The organism is Halomonas sp. SIMBA_159 (genome assembly GCF_046536035.1).
In the GTDB taxonomy this organism is placed as follows: domain Bacteria; phylum Pseudomonadota; class Gammaproteobacteria; order Pseudomonadales; family Halomonadaceae; genus Vreelandella; species Vreelandella venusta_A.
Genome location: NZ_JAWJBT010000006.1, coordinates 65,295 through 86,047, shown reverse-complemented (window position 1 = coordinate 86,047; position 20,753 = coordinate 65,295). Strand labels below are relative to the sequence as shown.

Sequence of the window (20,753 nt, the reverse complement as noted above, 5' to 3'; positions counted from 1 at the left end):
TGTTGACGCACCGATCCACTTTGATGGATGCATAGGATGACAAAGGCCACCCAAGGGTGGCCTTTTGTTTGCTCCTAACCCACGACTTACCAACAACAAAGGTGTTTTATGCAATCCATAACCACTGTTGCCTTCATCGGCTTAGGCGTGATGGGCTACCCCATGGCGGGCCACCTCGCCAAGCAAGGCCTGACCACCCGCGTGTATAACCGCACCCAGAGCAAGGCAGAGGCGTGGGCCAAGGCGTTTGGCGGCACAGCCCACCCAACCCCTGCTGAAGCCGCCAAAGGCGCTGATTTAGTGCTGGTATGCGTCGGTAATGACGACGACGTTCGTCAGGTCACCACGGGGAATGATGGCGTACTCACCACCATGGCCAGCGGCAGCTACCTAGTAGACCACACCACTGCGTCGGCCGATTTAGCCCTGGAGCTGGATGCCGCTTGCCGTGAACAGGGCGTAGCGTTTATCGATGCACCCGTTTCAGGCGGCCAGCAAGGCGCTGAGAATGGCGCGCTGACGATTATGTGCGGTGGCGAGCAGGCGCACTTTGACGCGGTCGCCCCCCTTCTTAATCATTACGCCCGCGCTGTTACGCTAATGGGACCCGCCAGCAGCGGCCAGCTCACCAAGATGGTCAATCAAATCTGCATTGCCGGCTTAGTTCAAGGGCTCGCGGAAGGACTGCACTTTGCCGAGCAGGCAGGGCTGGATCAGCATCAAGTGATTGACGTGATCTCCAAAGGGGCGGCGGGCTCTTGGCAGATGGAGAACCGTCACAAAACCATGATCGCTAATGAGTACAACCACGGGTTTGCCGTTGACTGGATGCGCAAAGACCTGGGCATTTGCCTAGAGCAAGCACGCAGGCTGAATGCCACCCTTCCCGTCACCGCGCTGGTCGATCAATTTTATGCCGACGTACAGCGAATGGAAGGCGGCCGGTGGGATACTTCATCGTTATTAAAGCGCCTGCGCAAGCCTGAATAACGCTTGACTTTTTAACACTGCCAGCCTGGACAGGGTTTTCCACACTATCTGTGGATAACCCTGTTCACAACCACTAGAAAACGTCCCAGAATCGCCATGAACAGTGACCCAGCCTTAAATTGATCATTTTTTGATCTAATATAAGCTATTGATTTTAAAGATATTTAGCTAAATCGCTGATTTTTTGCTTCATATTTATGTGGTTGTGCACAACCCCTTTCACAGAGATGCAAAAGTGGACAAGTCAAGCACAATATTGACAAAAAACGCGTGAAATAGACGCAAGTTCTAAACGGCGGGAATGCAAAAAGAGCAAGTGAGAAAACTCATTGCTGTTTGCTAATAAGAATATTTTGAGGAAGCAGATAGAACGAGGTGGCGTCCCATAAGGGGTTCGAACCCTTGTTACCGCCGTGAAAGGGCGGTGTCCTAGACCACTAGACGAATGGGACGTATCTGACCTAAAAAGCCTTCGACAGTACAGTATCAGCATGGCTGATATTGGTGGAGCCTAGCGGGATCGAACCGCTGACCTCAACACTGCCAGTGTTGCGCTCTCCCAGCTGAGCTAAGGCCCCACATGTCTTGAAGACGGAGCGTATATTACTGATTCGCCTGATCTTCGTCAAGCCTATTTGTCGAAGAAAACGCCACGCTCTCACGCTACGATCGCGCGGCGCCCTTCCATCGCCAAGAACGATGATGTGTTACAGATCGCGGTACTCTTTTTCGAAGCGTTTCGCCTGCTTCTTAGAGACACCGCCCAGCACCTCAATCGCGCTACGCAGACGTGCACGGGTCACGTCTGAGCCTAAAATGGCCATGGCGTCCATCACCGACGTGCTTGACGTGCTGCCTGTAATCGCAATAAACACAGGCGCCAGGAACGCCTTCATTTTAAGCTCAAAGTGCTCTGCCAAGGTTTTGACTTCCGCTATCAAGGCTTCTTTATGCCAAGCCGGAACATTTTCAAAACGCCACACCAAGAACTGCAGCAGTTTGACCAGCTCTTCGTTATCCAGCTTCACACTGTCGAAATCATCTTTCGTCAGCGTAGGTAACCCAGAGAAGAAGTGCCCCGCTAATGGCGCTACCTGAGACAGCGTCTCTACCCGAGGGCGTACCTGCGGCAAAATCTGCTTCACGTAGGCATCGTTAAATGCCCACTCACGTAGCGCCTGCAGCAGGGCATCGTCATCCAGGTCCTCGCGGATATAAACGCCGTTTAGCCACGTTAATTTCTCCAGATCGAACACGGGTCCACCCAGAGAAACACGCTGAATATCAAACTCTGCCATCATGTCGGCTAAGCTGAATTTTTCGCGCTCATCAGGCATCGACCAGCCCATGCGCCCCAGGTAGTTAGTCACCGCCTGTGGTAAAAAGCCCATCCGGCGATAATAATTAATCGACGTCGGGTTTTTACGCTTGGAGAGCTTAGACTTATCAGGGTTACGCAGTAGCGGCATGTGGCACAGCTGCGGCATTTCCCAACCAAAATACTCATACAACAACTGGTGTTTAGGCGCGGAATTGATCCACTCCTCGCCACGCAGCACATGGGTGATGCCCATCAGGTGATCATCCACCACGTTAGCGAGGTGATACGTGGGCATACCGTCTGACTTCATGAGGATTTGCGCGTCCACCTGCGCCCAATCCACCTCAATCGTACCGCGCAGCATATCGCTAACCACGCACACGCCTTCGCTGGGCACGTTCATACGAATCACGTACGGCCAGCCTTCTTGCTCACGACGAGCCTGCTCTTCAGCCGCCAGGGCTAGATCTGCTGGCTTTAGTGCCAAGTGTAGGCCCGCTTCTTTACGCGATTCACGCAGCTCATCCAGCTCTTCGCTGGTGCGGTAACACTTAAAAGCGTGCCCCGCGTCGAGCAGCTGTTGGGCATACTGCGCGTAAATGTCGCCTCGCTCGCTTTGCCGGTAAGGGCCGTGAGGACCGCCTACGTCCGGGCCTTCATCCCATTCAAGACCCAACCAGCGCAGGGAGTCGAGAATCATCTGTTCTGATTCGGGGGTAGAGCGCACACGGTCAGTATCTTCAATACGCAGAATGAACTGGCCGCCGTGTTGACGAGCGAAGCAAAGGTTAAACAGCGCGATGTAGGCAGTGCCTACGTGCGGATCTCCGGTAGGAGAAGGCGCGATGCGAGTACGTACGGTCATCAACATGTCCTTTTGGCAGTTAAGCGTGGCGCCATTATACGCACCCTAAGAACAACCAACAGCCTTCGTGAGGGAACGAGTTTGCCTTAAAAGCGTCTGATCGAAAGCTTAAGGATCGTAGATAGGAAGATGCGCGTTAAAGCACAATCGCTTAGTATGGCGTAGTACCTATGATTCGTGTTCATACATGAGAATGGGTTGCACCTTCTTCTGTATGATCAGAGCGCCGCCTTAACGGGTGGAAGTACATTCAACGAGCTGATTTAGCTCATCGATAGGAAAACGAAATGGAATCGCTAGGCTCACGTATCAAGCAACTGCGGCTTAGGGCCAAGCTCAACAAAGCTGCCCTTGCTCGTAAAGTTGGCGTGTCAGATGTCACCATTTCTTACTGGGAGTCCGGGGCGATCAAACAGATCGGCCACGAGCGCTTAGTGGCGCTCGCCGATGCCCTTGATTGTTCGCTGGCAACCCTTTTAGAAGGTGACAGTGCACCTCAGCTGTTAACCCTGAGCCATACAGGTCCCCTCCCCTGGGAACAGGTTCAGGCAACAACGATTACTGTCCCGCATCACCTGCCGCTGAAGATTGACTGGAAAGCGCCCTGCGTGATGGCTACTCCAGGTAAAGACACGGATTTTTCGCCCGTTGCATCCGGTGACTTACTCCTGCTTGGCCCGACGCATGTGTTCCACAAAGCAGGCCATTACCTTATCCAGCGTGATGACCGTTTTGTCATTGAGCACTTTGCAAAAGCGCCCAGCGACACTTCGATTCATGCCGTGCTGTTAGCACACTGGTGTCCTGCCTAAAGCAACTACCTCCCCATCCCCTAGTTGTCCTCAATAACATCCACCTGGTCGCGCGTTCGTCTTGGTTCACTGCCCACCAAGAAACGGCGCGAGTAGGTGGCTACCTGCCCTAACCCGTGGCGGGATTGGCTGACGAGCTCTCCCGCCAGATACTCACCCTGCGTACCGATACGTGCCTGCACGCTTTCGGGCTGCACAGTGGCTTCGCCTAACTGCACAGTGACCACGTAGCCGCCATCCGGCAGGCCGCTGCCTGAGCCAAACGGGCCCGCTTCAAACTGGCCGTTCATCACCCGAGTACGCGCTTGCCAACGTACGCGACTCAGCTCCCGCTCAAGAATCACCTGCACCTGCGCGTTATCGGGCAGATTCGTCTCACCCTCTACCATTAAGCGACGATCAGCGCGGAGCGATGCGGATGTCGAAATAGCCACATTCAGCGGCTCCATCTGCAAAGTGGGTAGCTCTGGTTCAGAAGCACGCTCTTCGGCCACTGAATGCGGCTGGGTCTGTGCAATCTCCTCCTCAGGCCCACTACAGCCGGACAACAGCAGGGTTCCCACTAGCGCCACGCCCACATAACCTAGCGTTTTCCCCATAACGACTCCTCATCTCAATGATCCACGCCTGCCTACCCAGCAATGGCTCTCACCATACCGCTTTTGACCGCAAAATACGCAAAGTGATGCAGGGGTTTGTACGAACGCACATCAACGGTGCGCTCTTATGTACAGTCGGTACTTCAGCGCGACCTATCCCACCAACTAAAACGCCCCACCGTTTAAGGCGGGGCGCTGCTCAACTATCTACAAGGAAAAAATGGACGTTAAGTTAGGTCACTTAACTCAACCTCTAAAGCAGCCGCAATGCGATTCAGCACACCCAGCGAGCCGTTTTTTTTACCCGACTCTATTTCGGAAAGGTAGCCCTGGCTAATGCCTGCTTTTGCCGCCAACTCCCCTGCACGCAGCCCACGGTATTCGCGGTACACCTTCACAGGAGACACACCCTCCAGCAGTGCATCCACGACCGTCTCGGGAAACGACTCTTCACCGCGCGCTACGACAGCGTTGGCTGCGTCGATATCGTCCTGATCTTCCAACCGTGCAAGTAGTGCGTGGTACTCCTGTTCAGGAAGTACCACCAACCTCTCACCGGTGGGCGTTTGAATAATTTGAGGGACGCTCATGCCGCCTCCTGTTCATTAGCTGTTATGGGTGCGCTATTGATACACACCGCCACGGGCACCGATGTTAATGATATCCAGCACATCGCCGCGCTCGTCGATGATCACCTGCCAATCACCTACCCGCAGGCGAATATACTCGCTCCCCTTCAACGCTTTCACGTTATTGCGCTGGCTTTCCGGGTCTTCCGCATAGGCCTTGATTTTGCCTTGTATGCGCCTCGACTCCGGCCGTGGCATTCGCTGCAACACCTTTAACGCGCTTTTACGGTAAGAGATCGTTTTCATCACCATCATTATAGCCAGCAGCGAATAAATATCGACATATTTTAGCTAAAAGCTAACACGCACCTAAGCCCTGAACTGCTCTGCTTGGTGGCTCTCTTGCTGCGGCCTACCCCGTCGACAAACTCATGCAGGTAGCGTTTATAAGCATACCGCTAGGCGCGGCCAGCTCTAAATCTCGTCGCTTCGCCCACTCCTCAGCCATTGCCTTCCTAGAGAATGCTTTCGACTCTAAGTCGTCTGGTTGCCCACGGCGGGCAATGCGAATTTGCACTAGATATGAGAAACTGCCGTCCTTTCTTACGGCGCTTGCGAATCGTTGCCATACTTGCCCCCTCGATGTGCCAAATCCAAAGCGGCTCAAGTACCAAATTGGTGCCAACGAACCACGAAAAACGCCGCTTAATCACTGTAAATATGAACAGTTATGAATGATACCACAAACGCTCAAACCCGCATGAAGTCTGGCACCGCCCGCCCGGCGCTGGATAGAACTTTCTCCGTCGCCCCCATGATGGACTGGACCACCCGAGATTACCGGGCCTTCGCACGCACGCTCACCAAGCGGGCGCTGCTGTATACCGAGATGGTGACCACTGGGGCGGTGCTGCATGGTTCTCCCCGCGAGCGCTTTTTGGGCTATAGCGAAGTGGAGCATCCGATTGCTTTGCAGTTGGGGGGCAGCGATGCGGGTGAGCTGGCGGAATGCGCGGCGATTGCGCAGGCGTGGGGCTATGATGAGGTCAATCTGAACGTTGGCTGTCCTAGCGACCGGGTGCAGAACAATATGATTGGCGCGTGCCTCATGGGCCATCCCGAAAAAGTGGCGGCGGCGGTGAAAACCATGCAGGCGGCGGTGTCGATTCCTGTCACGGTGAAGTGTCGTATTGGTATTGATGACCAGGATGAAGACGCGGATTTAGCGCGGTTTATTGATATTGTGGCCTCAGCAGGCTGTGAAGTGTTTACCGTGCACGCCCGCAAGGCGTGGCTGCAGGGGTTATCGCCGAAAGAGAATCGCGATATCCCACCGCTGAATTACCCCCGCGTGCATCGGCTAAAGCAGAGCCATACTGAGCTGCATATTGGTATCAACGGCGGGATTAAAACCCTGGCGGAGTGCCAAGCGCAGCTTGAACAGGTGGATAGCGTGATGGTGGGTCGTGAAGCGTACCAAAATCCGTGGCTACTGGCGGGTGTGGACGAGCAGCTATTTGGCGAGCCGGGCCCTGCCCGTACACGCTTGGAAGCGGCCACGGCGTTTCGCCCGTACATTCAGCAGCGGCTGGATGAAGGGGCCAAGCTGAACCACATTACGCGGCATTTGCTGGGGCTTTTCCAAGGCTGCCCTGGCGGGCGTCGGTTCCGTCGTCACCTGTCGGAGCACGCACATAAAGAGGGCGCGGGCTTACGCTTGTTTGATGACGCGCTCGGCTTGGTTCGCGAGCCTGAGTTCGAAGTGGAAGCTTTTGAGGAGAATACGACCAACCAGCCCGTGACCTAACGGCCAACGGGCTGACGGTTTAGCTAACGCCCAACGATTTTATCGTTGGGCGTTTTCTTTTGAGGGGCTACTGCGCGCGAACGCCTTGCTCAATACGCTTGCCCACTTCTTGATCAATATTGCGCCAGTACTCAAAGGCGCGTTCCAAGACCGGTTCCGTCACGCCACCAGAAAGGTGCCCCACCACGTTGGAAACCAAACGGTCGCGCTGGGCATCGTCCATCACCTCACGCACCAATGCGTGCGCTTGGCTCCAGTCATCGTCGTCTTTGCGCAGCGTGTACGCGGCGCGCACGAATTGCCCATCCGTCGACCACACCGCATCTTCCGGATAGCGCTGCCCGTCTGCCTTGGGGCCGCCTTTGCTATTGGGCGTGTACACCGGGTCGGTGGCGTGACGAATGCGCATTGCGCCACCCTGGCCATAGCTATGTACGGGGCTCTTGGGCGTATTAACCGGAATATGCTTGTAGTTCACCCCTAACCGCGCACGGTGAGCGTCGGCGTAGGAAATGGAGCGCGCTAACAGCATTTTATCCGGCGAAAGCCCGGTGCCCGGCACCATGTTGTTGGGCTCGAACGCGGCCTGCTCAATTTCGCTATGGAAATCTGTGGGGTTGCGGTCTAGCGTTAGCTTGCCCACTTCGATCAGCGGGTAATCTTTATGCGACCACACTTTGGTAAGGTCAAAGGGGTTAACGCGGTAGGTCTTGGCATCCTCAAACGGCATGATCTGCATGTGCAGCGTCCAAGTGGGGTAATCGCCGCGCTTGATCGATTCAAACAGGTCGCGGCGGTGGTAATCCGCATCGCTACCGGCCATCTGGTCGGCCTGCTCTTGGGTCATGCACTTAATGCCTTGATCGGTTTTAAAGTGATACTTCACCCAAAACCGCTCCCCCTCCTCGTTCACCCACATATAAGTGTGGCTGGAGTAGCCGTTCATATGCCGCCATGTGGCGGGCACACCGCGGTCGCCCATTAGCCACGCCACTTGGTGGGCAGATTCGGGCACCAGCGTCCAGAAATCCCACTGCATGTCATGATCGCGCAGGCCGTTATCCGCACGGCGCTTTTGGGAGTGGATGAAGTGCTGGAACTTCATCGGGTCGCGCACGAAGAACACGGGGGTGTTGTTACCCACCATGTCAAAGTTGCCTTCTTCGGTATAGAACTTAATCGAGAAGCCGCGCGGGTCGCGCCACGTGTCCGGGCTACCGCTCTCCCCCGCCACGGTGGAAAAACGGATCAGTACATCGGTTTTCGTACCCGGCTGCAGAAATTTCGCTTTGGTGTAACGGCTAATATCTTGGCTGACTTCAAAATGACCAAAGGCACCGCTGCCTTTGGCGTGGGGCTGGCGGTCAGGGATCATTTCCCGGTTAAACGCCGCCATTTGTTCCATCAGGTAGTGATCGTGCATGACGATCGGGCCATCCGCGCCTACCGATAGCGAATGTTCGTCGCTCGATATCGGAATACCTGCTTCATTAGTGGTGGGATGCTGGCTACTGCTCATTGCTCTTCCTCCTTGTCACGCTCGACATGGCACGGTCTGCACCACTGGAAAGCACCGTCTTCCTAAGCCGTGTTTAACGTAAGCTAAGGCGGCACCCACACAGGTATAGTCAACAAGGCGGTATCGCGCCATCCGTGGCGCTGATTAGTCAGCTATTAGCCTAATAGACTAACTCTATGAGAACGATCAGTACATCGCATCGGGTGGCGGCACCAAGCTGGATTGGAAGCTTTCAATCGCTGTTTCTGCCTCTTCAATTTCATCAAATCGAGCAATGTGATAAAGCGCTTCACCCTCATTCGCTAGCGGTAAACGGCTCATGCCAATCACAATACCGTCCGCCATTGAGCGTACTTCATCCTCATCGTTGCCAAACGGGTCGGCCACTTTACCCAGCACTTCCCCTTTAGCAACCCGCGCGCCCAAACGCACTTTGGGGCGAAGAATGCCGTCAATCGGCGCACGCGCCCAGCTTGAGCCGTTGGCAAGCTCTGCCGGCGCTGCTGAACGGCGACGCTGCTCCCCCGCTAACATGCCTAAACGCCGCATGACACGTAATACGCCTCGCACGCCGGGGGCAATCGCCCACTCGTCAAAACGCAGCGCCTCACCCGCTTCATAGGTAAGTACCGGAATGCCACGATTCTGGGCATAGTGACGCAGGCTGCCTTCGCGCAGTTCAGCGTTCAAAATGACCGGCGCGCCAAAAGCGTCGGCCATGCGCTCGGTTTCGCTACCCGCACTCAGCTGAGCACGGATTTGCGGCAAGTTGGTGCGGTGAATAGCACCGGTATGAAGATCGATAATATGCGTGGCATGGTCGACAATCTCTTCACGAAACAGTGCCGCAATGCGGCCACCCAGCGAGCCCTTTTCGCTGCCTGGAAAGCAGCGGTTTAAATCACGCCGATCTGGCAGGTAGCGGGTTTGCTGCAAAAAGCCGAATACGTTGACCACCGGCACGGCAATCAGCGTGCCGCGCAGGCTGTTAATCGCTTTGGAGCGCAGCAAACGACGCACAATTTCAACACCGTTGATTTCATCGCCATGGATGCCGCCGCAGACCAGCATCACCGGCCCCTCTTTGCGGCCGTGGACCACCTCGACCGGAATATGCAGCGGCGTATGGGTGTATAGGCGCGCCACCGGCACATCGATTTGCAAACGTTGGCCAGGCATCACGGTGTGCCCAGCTAGGGAGAAAGGTGCTCGCGCCATTGCCATTCCTTAAACGTACGATGAGACAGAACCTGACTGGCCAGAGCGATGTGGCCACAGGGTTTTAACACAGCGTTCTAGTACAGGATTTTAAAACACTGTTTTCAAATAAATCTTATACGCTTTTTAGCATCAAGTAACGAGCTTGATAACCTAGATTATCAACTTAAGCGTCTATCCATACAGTTTTGAATGTAAAAAACGCGGCGCTTCAGATAAAATAGCGTTATCACGTGTCGATATTGAGGTAACGGTTTCATGGCAAGAAAAACCAAAGCGGAGGCTGCTGCAACTCGCGAAGCGCTGTTGGATGCTGCTGAAGAGGTGTTTTTCGCTAAAGGCGTTGCACGCACATCGCTGGAGCAAATTGCCCGCCATGCTGGCCTTACCCGTGGCGCTGTCTACTGGCACTTTAAAAACAAAGGCGACCTGTTTAAAGCACTGGTGCAACGGGTGCGCATGCCGTTCCAGTCGCTGATGGAAGAGGTCAATAACGCTGACCCCACGGTGTCTCCGTTGGAAGCAATTCGGCTGGCATGCCTGGCGGGCTTGAACCGTCTAGAACAGCCTTCCCATCAGCGCATTTTATCTATCTTGCTGCACCGCTGTGAGTTTTTCAGCGACATTAATCCCATTGAGATGCAGGATGAGATTGCTCAAGAGTGTTTCGATGAGATGCTGGCGGTTTTTCAAATTGCGCAGCAGCAGCAGCTATTACGTGAAGACATCTCGCCAGAAGTGGCCACACGGTTAATTCAGTCTACGTTGGGTGGTCTGTTCCACGATTGGCTACGTAACCCTGAAGCATTTTCCCTGCGTACACGGGGCGGTGAATTGATTGATGCTGTCATCAGCATGCTTCACCGCTAGCGTTAGGAACACTTTCTTACTGCACCGCAGCATAGCGCCTATACTGAGCCTACCTTTTGAAAGGAGCCGTGTATGGATGCTTTAGAGTTTGTCCGCGTACGTGAACTGGATATCGCTGTACGCATCTGGAACCCCGACGCGCCACGCACATTAATCGCGTGGCACGGGCTGGCCCGTCACGGTGGCGATTTTGCTGCGCTGGCGCATACGTTGGGCAGTGAATGGCGGGTTATCGCCCCCGACACTCCAGGTCGCGGGCTTTCCAGCTGGTCTCTTTTCCCCGCTCACGATTATCTTTACAGCCACTACCTCACCGTCGCTATTGCACTGCTAGATCATTACCAGCTCGAACAGGTGGATTGGCTCGGAACGTCGATGGGCGGTTTGTTGGGCATGCTGATCGCCGCAGATAAACAGCACCACTCCCGCATCTCCCGGCTGATTCTTAACGATGTTGGGCCAGAGCTAAACAAAGAGGGCCTGATTGCGCTCTCGAGCTATTTCGGCGTTACCCACCGCTTTAATAACTTTGCTGACTTAAAATCAGAGCTAACCAAACACTACGCCAGCTTCGGCATTACCCGTGATGAGGAGTGGCGCGAGCTTGCCCTCAGCAGTGCACGCCGCCTGCCCGATGGCAGCTGGACCTACCACTTTGACCCACGTATCGGTGAGCAGTTTATCCACGATACGCCACGGGATATGTGGGCTGATTGGGCGAATATTCGCTGCCCCTTGATGGTGATTCGTGGGGAAACCTCTACTCTACTCGATGCCGAAACGCTCCCCAAAATGGCCCAAGCTCAGCCTGCTCTGCAAACCTTTACCGCAGAGGGCTGTGGCCATGCGCCGATGCTCAATAGCGATGCCCAGGTAGCGCCTATTCAGCGCTTCTTAGACACACCGCTGGACACTTTCCGTGCGACCAAAGAAGCGACCACCGCCTCGCCTACTTTTTTGCACTGGTTAGCGAAGCAGTGGCGGCGCTGGTTTCATTAATATAAGCGTACGTTAAGTGGAGTAACCATTAGGGTGGTGCTTATGCTTAAGGCGCAGTTTATTGATACGTACACGTGTATCCATGTAGTGCTGTTCTAGGACGCTCCGGTAGGCACCTTCATCCGCCAGATACTTCACCAACACCCGGTGCTCGCCAGGCTGAGGGCAATCTCCGGCTTTGCAGTGCAGCCTAACCGCACTGTTGGGCTCGTTTAGCAGCGTCGCGGTAGCGTATTCGTCGTTTTCCCGCTCCGCTACCACCACCGTTGCCCCTAGCAAACAGCGGCGTTTAAAAGGCTGGTAACGGTGAAGCGCCCGCTGAATGCCGTGGCATACCGCTGCGGCAATTGGCGATGCGATGGCAAGCGATGCCCACACGACGAGCACACCTACCGGCACTCTGAGCAACCCCAGTGCCATCCAGCGTAGTGCCAATAGCTCAATGGCTAACGATAGCGCTCCGGCAAAAAGCACTAAAAAACTGAGCGCCAGCGTTGCAGGCACCCCTGCAAAACCCAGCGACACTAAGGTACTGGCCATATGGTCATCACGCAGGCTGTCGCGCTCAAACAGCTCTAAAGGCGCAATCCGGATGATCACCAGCAGCCAATAAAGCGCTATCAGCCCCAACAAAAGAGTAAAGACAATAGTGGGAAACTGCAGCGCAGCCGACATGAGAGTTTGCATGGCGTGTTCTCCTCCAGGCTGTTTGCCCGGTCTTGTTTTCGCCTGACCCAAGCTTTATTTATTAGCGTTTATTAGCACGAGCTAAAAACGGTGGTCTCTACTAGCGTAGCCCATCTTATCGGCTTGTGACGACGCTCTTTTGACGCGTATCAGTGACCCTGTAAAAACATGTCTATAAAAAAACGGGCACCCTAAATAGGGTGCCCGCAGTAGACCTTACGAACGGCTATGACGAGGAGTCTTGGCCTATCGCAGTCTGCTCTTGGCTATCCGTGTGAGGATGGCGTTTGCGGTAAAGCCAGTTAGAGACAGTGGCAATCATGGCGTAGAAGCTGGGAATAAACAGACTGCCCAGAATCGCTACTGATGCCATACCCATCGCGACCGTAGTACCAATGTGATGGCTGCTAACGTCACTAGCACCGGTTGCCAATGCCAACGGCAAGGTACCGAAGATGAACGCCAGCGAGGTCATCACGATGGGACGGAAGCGCAGCTCAGCAGCGGTAATCGCCGCCTCGCGAATCGTTTTGCCAAGCTCTTTACGCTGTAACTCGGCAAATTCGACGATCAAGATCGCGTTCTTCGCCGCCAGACCGACCACCACTAGCATGCCGATCTGCACGTAGACACTGGTATCCAAACCACGCAGCACGATCCCCCCAATACCGCCAAGGAATGCGAAAGGCGTGGCGGTCAGTACCGCCAGCGGCAACGACCAGCTTTCGTACTGCGCCGCTAGGATCAGGAACACCATCAGGATACCGAACACGATCGCAAGCGTTGCCGTATTCCCCAGGTTGGATTCCTGATACGCCGTACCGGTCCAGCCCATGCCCCAGTTATCACCCAGCGTCTCCTGCACCACTTCTTCCATGGCTTCGATGGCCTGAGCCGAGCTGTAGCCCGGTGCCGGGTTACCCTGGAACTGCGCCCCTGCGTAGACCCCAAACCGTGACACGACCGCAGGCCCCGTCTGACGTTCGAGGGTGACGAACTCAGAGAGCGGGATACGCTCACCATTACCGCCGCGCACGTAGACGTTGTTGACGTCTTCCGGCGTTTTACGGAACTCGTCTTCGTTCTGCAAGTACACCTGGAAGTTACGGTTTTGGTAGCTGAAGTAGTTCACGAACCCGTTACCAAAGGTGTTCGCCAGCGCCGAATTGATATTCTCAAGCGCGACGCCGTAGCTGAGCGCTTTTTGCTGGTCGATCTCCGCCCGGTACGAGGGCACGTTTACGTTGAACGTCGTGAACACTCGGTTCAATACAGGGTGCTGGTTCGCGGCCTGCATGATTTGCAGCGAGGCTTCATACAGTTCCCGAGTAGACGCCCCGTCGAACGACTGCAGGTAACCGGTGAAACCACCGGTGGTAGACAGTCCCATGATCGGCGGCACGTTGAAGGCCATCGCCGAACCGCCATCGATACTGGCACCCAGCTGCATGATGCGGCCAACCAGCTCATTGGCAGTGAGCTCACGCTCCGCCCATGGCTTCATGTTGATGAACATGATGCCGCGTGCGGTATTCACCGCGCTGGACAGAATGTCATAGCCCGCCACCGCAGAAGAGTACTCGACCCCTGGAATCGCTTCGATCTGCTCGCTCAGCTCCGCCATGTATGCCTGGGTACGGCTCAGCGAGGCAGCATCCGGCAAGGAGATACTCGCCAGCACGATTCCCTGGTCGGTCTCGGGCACCAGTGTCGAGGGCGTGTTGGCGTAGAGCCAATAGGAGCCCGCGCCCACTGCCACGGTGAGCGCCAACGCCAGCACCCAGAAGCGCACCAGCTTCTTGACGAACCACATGTACACGGCGGTAAAACCGGCAAAGAAGCGGTCGAACAGACGCAGTGGCGTGCTGATGGCACGCCTAAAGGCCGACTGCTTGGAATGGTGCAAGTTGTGCTTGATGAAGATCGCCGACAGGGCTGGGGTAAAGGTCAACGCCATCAACGCCGACAGCGCTACCGAAATGGCCACGGTGATCGCAAACTGCTGATAGATCTGCCCGGTAAACCCGCCCAGGAAAGCCACCGGCACAAAGACCGCCGCCATGATCAGTGACGTGGCGATAACCGGCCCGCCCACTTCCTTCATAGCGCGGATCGTCGCGTCACGAACGCTGATATCGTCCTCTTCGCTAATGACCCGCTCGACGTTCTCGACCACCAGTATCGCGTCATCCACCACGATACCTATCGACAACACCAACGCGAATAGCGTCAGCAGGTTGATCGAGAAATCGAATAGATAGAAGCCTGCGAAGGTACCGATCACCGATACCGGCACCACCGACATGGCGATGACGGTAAAGCGCCAGTTCTGCAGGAAGATAAACAGAATCACGATAACGATCAGGAACGCTTCGATGAACGTCTTGATGACCGTTTCGACCGAGGCATCGATGAACAGCGTCGTATCATAAGGAGTTACGTACTCCAGGCCCGGCGGGAAACGCCCGGACAACTCCTCCATGGTAGCGCGCACCGCATCCGCGGTTTCCAGCGCGTTGGCCCCCGGCTGCTGGTTGATGATGATCGGCGTCATGGCATCGCCGTTCAAACGCGCATCGACACCATAAAAGGAGGCACCCAGCTCGATCCTTGCGACGTCTTCCAGACGCAGCGATGAGCCATCGGGGTTGGTACGCAGGAAGATTTCGCGGAAGTCGTCAGTGCTCGTGAGACGTCCACCGGCGGTAATCGTATAGGTATAGGCGCGCGGCTCGCTTTGTGGCGTCGCGGCCAAGTTACCGGCGGGGATTTCGGTGTTCTGAGCACGAATGGCACTGGCCACTTCGCTAGGCGTAAGGTCGTACTGCGCTAGCTTGTCAGGGTCCATCCAGATACGCATGGCAAACTCGCCACCGCCAAGTACCTCGGCATTACCCACCCCAGGCACTTGGCGCAGCTCATCGAGAATATTGAGCGTGGCGTAGTTCTGCATATAGATCTTGTCATAATCACCGCTCTGGGAGGTCAAGGCCACCAGCATCAGGATCGAGTCTGACCGCAGCTCGACGGTCACTCCCTGAGACTGGACGGCCTCGGGCAGCTGCGACAGCGCCCCCTGAACACGGTTATTGACGTTGATCGTATTGATGTCGCCATCCGTGCCGATGTTGAACGCCACGCTCAGGCTCATGGTGCCATTATCGGCGCTGTTGGAGGTCATGTAGAGCATGTCTTCGACGCCGTTAATCGCCTCGGCCAGCGGCGCAGCCACCGTCTGTGCCACGGTTTCGGCATCCGCCCCTGGGAACTGGGCCTGAACCGATACCGTGGGCGGCACCACGCTAGGGTACTGCTCGATCGGCAGCACCCGCATGGCCATCACGCCTACCAGCGTGACGATAATTGCCAGTACCGTGGCAAAAATCGGGCGGCTGATAAAGAAGTTAGAGAAATTCATTATTGCGCGCCCTCTTCCCCTTCAGCAGCGGGTTGTGCGCCGTCGGCTTGTTGCATCGCGTCGGCGGCTTCCGCTTCTTCCTGGGCTTCTTCTTGCTCGGTCTCTTCCACGAGGTCAGCAGCGTCGCCACTAAACGACTGAGGGTCGATCACGACGCCCGCCTCCAAGCCAGCCGGATCGCCGACGACAACGCGGTCACCTGGCTCCAAGCCATCGCGGATGATTTGCCAGGGGCCTGCGACTTCGCCTAACTGAACAGTGCGTTCGCGAGCTTTGTTCTCGTCATCCAGCACGTAGACCAGCGGGCCCATCAGACCTTGGGTTACGGCAATTTCCGGCACGGCCAGTACATCGAAGCGTTTCAAACCTTCGATGCGCACGCGTACGAATTGGCCGGGCAATACCGCGCCATCGGGATTGGCAAAGGTAGCCGAGGCCTGCACGGTGCTGGTGCCGGTATCCACCCGCGAACCAAGGAAATCCAGGCGGCCCTCAAGCTCGCTGCCTTCACTACCGTCTAAGCCCGGCACCCGCAGGCGAGCGGTGATTTGGGAAGCATCCCCTTCATTGCCTAGCTGGCGACGCAGTTCAAAGGCGTCGCGTTGGGGCAGCTGGAAGCGAACTTCTAGCGGGTCCAGCGGAGTAATCGTGGCTAGTTCAGTACCCGAGTTAACCAAGTTACCAACGTTAATCTGGCTTAGGCTGATCATGCCAGAGACCGGAGCGGTCACATTGGAATAGCCTAAATCCAGATTAGCGCTGGTCAGCGCTGCTTCTGCCTGGGCAACGTTGGCTTGCGCCACGCGCTGCTCGGCAAGTGCTTGGTCGTACTGCTGGCGGCTGACGGAGTTTTGGCTCAGCAGTTGCTCGAAACGCTGAGCATCACGCTGGGCACGGGATAGTTCAGCGCGGGCACTTTGCAGGTCGGCTTCGCGCTGATTAACGGTGGCCTGATACAGGTCGGGCTCAATGGTGTAAAGCTGGTCGCCCTGCTCCACCATTTGGCCTGGCTCGAAATGCCGCTCCTCCAGAAAACCGCTCACTCGCGCCACCAGCGTCACTTCGCTGTCGCTACGCAGCAGCGAGGGGTACGATTTATCCAGCGGTATGTCTTGACGCGCTATCTCAGTGACTTCCACCGGGTGGGGCGGCGCTTCCTGCTGCTGGCCCTGCTCCTCTTGTGGCTGCTCCTGACCACATGCCGTGAGCGCCAACGCGGCTATCAGCGTCACTAAACTCGCTCTACCTGAGTGAATCACTCTTTTCATGCGTCGATTTCCCATTCATTTTTCTAAACATTAACCGGTAGCCACAGTGGCACGCGCAGCGATAGTTAAGCGCCAGGCGTCGGCGGTGCGCCAATATCCATAGCGCGCTGATAGGTGTCGGGTTCGTTGCTTTCCGGCAGGGTGAAGTTGACATCATCACCGGTGAGCCATGCGTTCACTTCTTCGATAGCTTCCACATCGAGCAGTCCCGATTGCTGGCGCAGCGACAGCAAGTTAACGACATAGTCGTAACGCGCCTCAGCGTAGTTAGCGATGGCGTTGTAGAGGTTTTGCTCGGCGTTCAGCACGTCCACGATATTACGGGTTCCCACTTCATAACCGGCGCGGGTCGCTTCCAGGGCGCTACGGTTGGAAACGATAGCCTGCTGGCGCGCTTCGACCGTTTCAACGTTGTTGCTAACCTGGGTATACAGCGAGCGAACCTGCTGGATGGTGGTGCGGCGCTGAGACTCAAAGTCATATTGGCTGCTTTCCAGTTGGAAGGTGCCCTGGCGAATGCTGGCGCTAGTGCTACCGCCGGTATAAATAGGCACGTTCGCTGACACGCCCACCTGGGCAGAAGTGTCGTAACCACTGACTACGTCGCTGTCGCTATCGGCATATTGATAGTTGGCAAACGCTTGCACCGTAGGCAGGCGACCCGCACGGGCAAGCTCCACACCTACGCGGGACACTTCAATACCTGCCTGTTGAGCGAGCACCTGCGGGTTACGCTCCAGGGATTGCTCTACCCAATAGTTACGATCGGTCGGCGTAGGTAGCGCAATCGGCATGCTGTCACCGAGAGCCTCAATGCTGGCGTACCGCTGGCCGGTGAGCTGCTCCAGCACTTCAAACGCCACTTGCAGGTTGCTCTCTGCAGCAATGCGGTCTGCGCGGGATTGGTCGAAGCTCGCCCGTGCTTCTTCCACTTCTGTAATGGCAATCAGACCCACTTCAAACTGCTCACGGGCCTGCTCAAGCTGGCGGCCAATCGCGCGCTCTTGCGCTAACCGCGCTTCCAGCACTTCGTGGGCACGTAGAATATCGAAGTAGGCACTGGCCACATCAATCAGCAGCTGCTGCTCGGTGGCGGCCAGCAAGTAAACCTGCTGATCAATCTGGCGCTCTGCTTGGCTCACTTCCTGGCGCGTCACGGCATTAAATAGCGCCTGTGTGGCCTCCAACGTCAGCGACACCGTGTTGTAGCTATCATCGTTAACACCCGCGCCAGCACTGGCACCTGCCCCCGTTCCTGTGCCGGTAGCACGGGCAGAGCCCTGGCTCTCAAACTGCTCGTTGTGGACGGCGCTGCCAGAGGCGTTTACCTGGGGCAAAAGCCCGCCGCGTGCAACGTCTCGTGCCGCCTCGACGCTGGAAAACTCAGACCGTGCAGAGGCCAGGGCAGCGTTGTTATTCAGCGCATCACGGGTAATGGTCACCAAGTCGGCCGCTTGGGCAGGCAGAATGAACGAAGACGTGAGCACTGCTAACAACAGCGGGCGAAGGGGGGCATTGACTGCCCAGTGTGCTAGTCGCATGGGATTGCCTCTAGGTGTCAACGTAAGACGGCGCGGCAGAGCGCCATTCTGAAAGAGTGGCATTATAGTTACATTCATGTATGTATGCTAGACTTGAACTTGGCAAATTTGTGTGTACAACTCGCTTGTCAAGCCAATCATTCCTTACCTTAGTCCAACGCACCGTTGGCTGAGTCACTTTTGTGACGACGCTTGCGCCATTGCCGAGGGTCGATACCCCACTTATGCAGTCGAGATGCCAGCGTGGTGGGCTTAATGCCCAACAGCTCAGCGGCGCCACCCACCCCCGAGACCTTGCCATTCGCGGCCTCTAATGCCTTTAAAACATTGTCGCGCTGATGCTGGCAGAACGCCTGCTCGGTCATTGGGAAATCAGGCGTCACAGGAGAATCCTGCGCCTCTATATTTAAGGGCGTATAACGATGGGCTGGCTCTATCAATAAAAGATCATCAAAGGAGAGTCGTTGATCCTGGGTCACAATCACTTGGCGCTCAATTACGTTCTCCAGCTCACGAATATTGCCCGGCCACGGGTAGCGGGTCAGCACCTCTAACTGTGCCGGTGGAATGCGCACCCCCGGCTTATTGAATTTTAGGCAAGCACGATGCAAAAAGTGGCGTGCTAGCAGCGGGACATCTTCAATTCGCTTGCGCAGCGGCACCGAATCGATGGGGAAAACGTTCAAGCGAAAATAGAGATCCTCACGAAACCCACCCGTATCAATCATCTCTTTTAGCTCGCGGTTGGTCGCCGCAATCACCCGCACATCCACTTCGCGGGTGCGGTTATCCCCCACCCGTTCGAACTGCTGATCCTGCAATACGCGCAGCAGCTTGCTTTGTAGCTCCAGCGGGATCTCCCCCACTTCATCCAGAAACAGCGTGCCGCCGTGGGCCAACTCAAAGCGCCCTGGCCGGTCTTGTACCGCACCGGTAAAGGCGCCTTTTACATGGCCAAAAAACTCACTCTCAAATAGGTCGCGGGGGATGGCGGCGCAGTTCACGCGGATCAATGGCCGGTCGCTGCGGGTACTGCCCGCATGAATCGCCCGGGCAATCAGCTCCTTGCCAGTGCCCGATTCGCCGCTAATCAGCACGTTAGCGCTGGTCGGCGCGACCATGGCAATCTGCTGGATCAGTTTGGCGACCGCCGGGCTGTTGCCGACGATATTGCGGTGATTCACCTCGGCTTTAATCTCCTCCTGCAAGTACTGGTTCTCCAGCTCCAACCGACGCTTAAGCGACTCCACCTCTTCCAGCGCATCGCGCAGCTGCTGCTCGGCGTGCTTGCGCTCGCGGATATCGCGAAACAGCACAACGGCCCCCACTAGGCGGCCCATTTCAAAAATCGGCGTGCTGGTGTACTCCACGGGAATGGCTTCACCATTTTTATGCCAGAACACCTCGTCATCCACATGGTGCACCTGGCCATCGCTAAACGAGGCATGAATAGGGCACTGCTGTACCGGGAAATGGCTGCCATCGGCGTGGGTGTGGTGGAACATTAGGTGCGCATCGTGGCCCACCATATCCTCTGTGCTCCAGCCGAGAATACGTTCGGCGGCTGGGTTTACAAAGGTGGTTTTCCCCTCCGCATCCAGGCCATAAATGCCCTCCCCGGCGGCGCTGAGAATCAGCTGGTTCTGCTTTTCGATACGCTCGAACACCTGCTCGACCCGCTGCCAGCCCACCTCTCCCTGGCGGTGCTGGCGGCTGAGCTCCGCCTTGGCGCGGCGCTGCTCGGCTTTATTGCGATCAATCACCGTCAGCAATAGCTGTGAGGAGTCGTGTAAGCGCTGCCCATAGACCTCAACACGGCGAGGCTGGCGGACGCTATCCAACAGCACCAAATCATCCGACCATCCTTGGCCGGTAGTCAGCACTTCATCGGTAAAGCTGACCCATAGCGGCAATGAAGCGCTTAGACGGTGGCTAAAGGGAGTGGCGAGCGGCTGCTCATGATGAATCAACAGCAGTTGGCGCGCTGCGGTATTGGCATCAATTAAGCGGTCGCTCAGAGGGTCAATAATCACCATGGCCAACGGCGTGTGGTGAGCCATCAGCGTTAAGGGCGGGTGAGCGTCATCTTTCAGGGTGGCAGCGTGCATCGCAGGCTCCTCATTTGCCAGCAGGATGTCGCTTACTCCATACAAACAACGGGCCAATCACGAACTTTCGTTATTTAAACAACGAAATATCGTTATCAACGAAATATCGTGAGTTTTTGCCACTCGAAAAATTCCGCCATACAAAATAGTAAACTACTGATT

The 20,753-nt window shown here is 56.0% G+C and carries 16 protein-coding genes and 2 tRNA genes; 5 read left to right on the top strand and 13 right to left on the bottom strand.

The annotated features are described in order from the left end of the window. Positions 1-108: 108 nt before the first annotated feature. A complete protein-coding gene (locus tag R0J87_RS05545) occupies positions 109-990 on the top strand; it encodes an NAD(P)-dependent oxidoreductase (RefSeq protein WP_498884870.1) in 882 nt (293 codons plus the stop codon). 376 nt (positions 991-1,366) lie between these two features. Here the strand turns inward: R0J87_RS05545 and R0J87_RS05540 are convergent. The 3 genes from R0J87_RS05540 to gltX all read right to left on the bottom strand — a co-directional run bounded on the left by R0J87_RS05540 (position 1,367) and on the right by gltX (position 3,176). Further along, positions 1,367-1,442: transfer RNA gene (locus R0J87_RS05540), tRNA-Glu, on the bottom strand. Positions 1,443-1,492: 50 nt separating this feature from the next. Beyond that, positions 1,493-1,568: transfer RNA gene (locus tag R0J87_RS05535), tRNA-Ala, on the bottom strand. 129 nt (positions 1,569-1,697) lie between these two features. Then, entirely contained in the window at positions 1,698-3,176 is a 1,479-nt protein-coding gene (gltX, locus tag R0J87_RS05530) for a glutamate--tRNA ligase (protein ID WP_498884869.1), read from the bottom strand. Positions 3,177-3,463: 287 nt separating this feature from the next. On the opposite strand from gltX, the gene R0J87_RS05525 reads away from it, so the two are divergent. Beyond that, positions 3,464-3,988, top strand: a complete 525-nt coding sequence (locus R0J87_RS05525) for a helix-turn-helix domain-containing protein (protein WP_404345131.1) — start codon at positions 3,464-3,466, stop codon at positions 3,986-3,988. A gap of 20 nt (positions 3,989-4,008) precedes the next feature. Here R0J87_RS05525 and R0J87_RS05520 read toward each other — a convergent pair whose 3' ends face one another. The 3 genes from R0J87_RS05520 to R0J87_RS05510 form a co-directional block, all read right to left on the bottom strand. After that, positions 4,009-4,587, bottom strand: coding sequence for a hypothetical protein (locus R0J87_RS05520; protein WP_498884867.1), 579 nt, complete (start codon positions 4,585-4,587; stop codon positions 4,009-4,011). A gap of 227 nt (positions 4,588-4,814) precedes the next feature. After that, positions 4,815-5,177, bottom strand: a complete 363-nt coding sequence (locus tag R0J87_RS05515; protein ID WP_498884866.1) for a helix-turn-helix domain-containing protein — start codon at positions 5,175-5,177, stop codon at positions 4,815-4,817. A 33-nt stretch (positions 5,178-5,210) separates the two neighbouring features. Next, on the bottom strand, positions 5,211-5,462 hold the full coding sequence (locus R0J87_RS05510; RefSeq protein WP_498884864.1) for a type II toxin-antitoxin system RelE family toxin: 252 nt from the start codon (positions 5,460-5,462) through the stop codon (positions 5,211-5,213). A gap of 454 nt (positions 5,463-5,916) precedes the next feature. Between R0J87_RS05510 and dusA the strand changes: the two genes are divergently transcribed. After that, positions 5,917-6,963: a tRNA dihydrouridine(20/20a) synthase DusA gene (gene dusA, locus R0J87_RS05505; RefSeq protein WP_498884965.1), complete on the top strand. Its 1,047-nt coding sequence runs from the start codon at positions 5,917-5,919 to the stop codon at positions 6,961-6,963. A 67-nt stretch (positions 6,964-7,030) separates the two neighbouring features. On the opposite strand, the gene R0J87_RS05500 is transcribed toward dusA, so the two are convergent. After that, positions 7,031-8,482, bottom strand: coding sequence for a catalase (locus R0J87_RS05500; RefSeq protein WP_498884862.1), 1,452 nt, complete (start codon positions 8,480-8,482; stop codon positions 7,031-7,033). 186 nt (positions 8,483-8,668) lie between these two features. Then, complete coding sequence (locus R0J87_RS05495; RefSeq protein ID WP_404345121.1) at positions 8,669-9,700, bottom strand: succinylglutamate desuccinylase/aspartoacylase family protein; 1,032 nt, start codon at positions 9,698-9,700, stop codon at positions 8,669-8,671. 258 nt (positions 9,701-9,958) lie between these two features. Between R0J87_RS05495 and R0J87_RS05490 the strand changes: the two genes are divergently transcribed. Next, a complete protein-coding gene (locus R0J87_RS05490) occupies positions 9,959-10,570 on the top strand; it encodes a TetR family transcriptional regulator (RefSeq protein ID WP_404345120.1) in 612 nt (203 codons plus the stop codon). Between the two features lie 72 nt (positions 10,571-10,642). Then, positions 10,643-11,569, top strand: coding sequence for an alpha/beta fold hydrolase (locus tag R0J87_RS05485; RefSeq protein ID WP_498884861.1), 927 nt, complete (start codon positions 10,643-10,645; stop codon positions 11,567-11,569). A gap of 12 nt (positions 11,570-11,581) precedes the next feature. Here the strand turns inward: R0J87_RS05485 and R0J87_RS05480 are convergent, their stop codons facing one another. The 5 genes from R0J87_RS05480 to R0J87_RS05460 form a co-directional block, all read right to left on the bottom strand. Beyond that, on the bottom strand, positions 11,582-12,256 hold the full coding sequence (locus tag R0J87_RS05480; RefSeq protein WP_498884860.1) for a hypothetical protein: 675 nt from the start codon (positions 12,254-12,256) through the stop codon (positions 11,582-11,584). A gap of 226 nt (positions 12,257-12,482) precedes the next feature. Next, positions 12,483-15,674 carry an efflux RND transporter permease subunit gene (locus R0J87_RS05475; protein ID WP_498884858.1) on the bottom strand — a complete coding sequence of 1,064 codons (3,192 nt, stop codon included), beginning with the start codon at positions 15,672-15,674 and terminating at the stop codon, positions 12,483-12,485. Beyond that, positions 15,674-16,942 (bottom strand): efflux RND transporter periplasmic adaptor subunit, encoded by a 1,269-nt coding sequence (locus R0J87_RS05470; protein WP_498884856.1) that lies wholly within the window; start codon positions 16,940-16,942, stop codon positions 15,674-15,676. Before R0J87_RS05470 ends, R0J87_RS05475 begins: the two co-directional genes overlap by 1 nt. Positions 16,943-17,007: 65 nt before the next feature. Next, entirely contained in the window at positions 17,008-18,483 is a 1,476-nt protein-coding gene (locus R0J87_RS05465) for a TolC family outer membrane protein (protein WP_404345115.1), read from the bottom strand. A 149-nt stretch (positions 18,484-18,632) separates the two neighbouring features. Further along, a complete protein-coding gene (locus R0J87_RS05460; protein WP_498884854.1) occupies positions 18,633-20,591 on the bottom strand; it encodes a sigma-54 interaction domain-containing protein in 1,959 nt (652 codons plus the stop codon). Between the last annotated feature and the right edge of the window lie 162 nt (positions 20,592-20,753).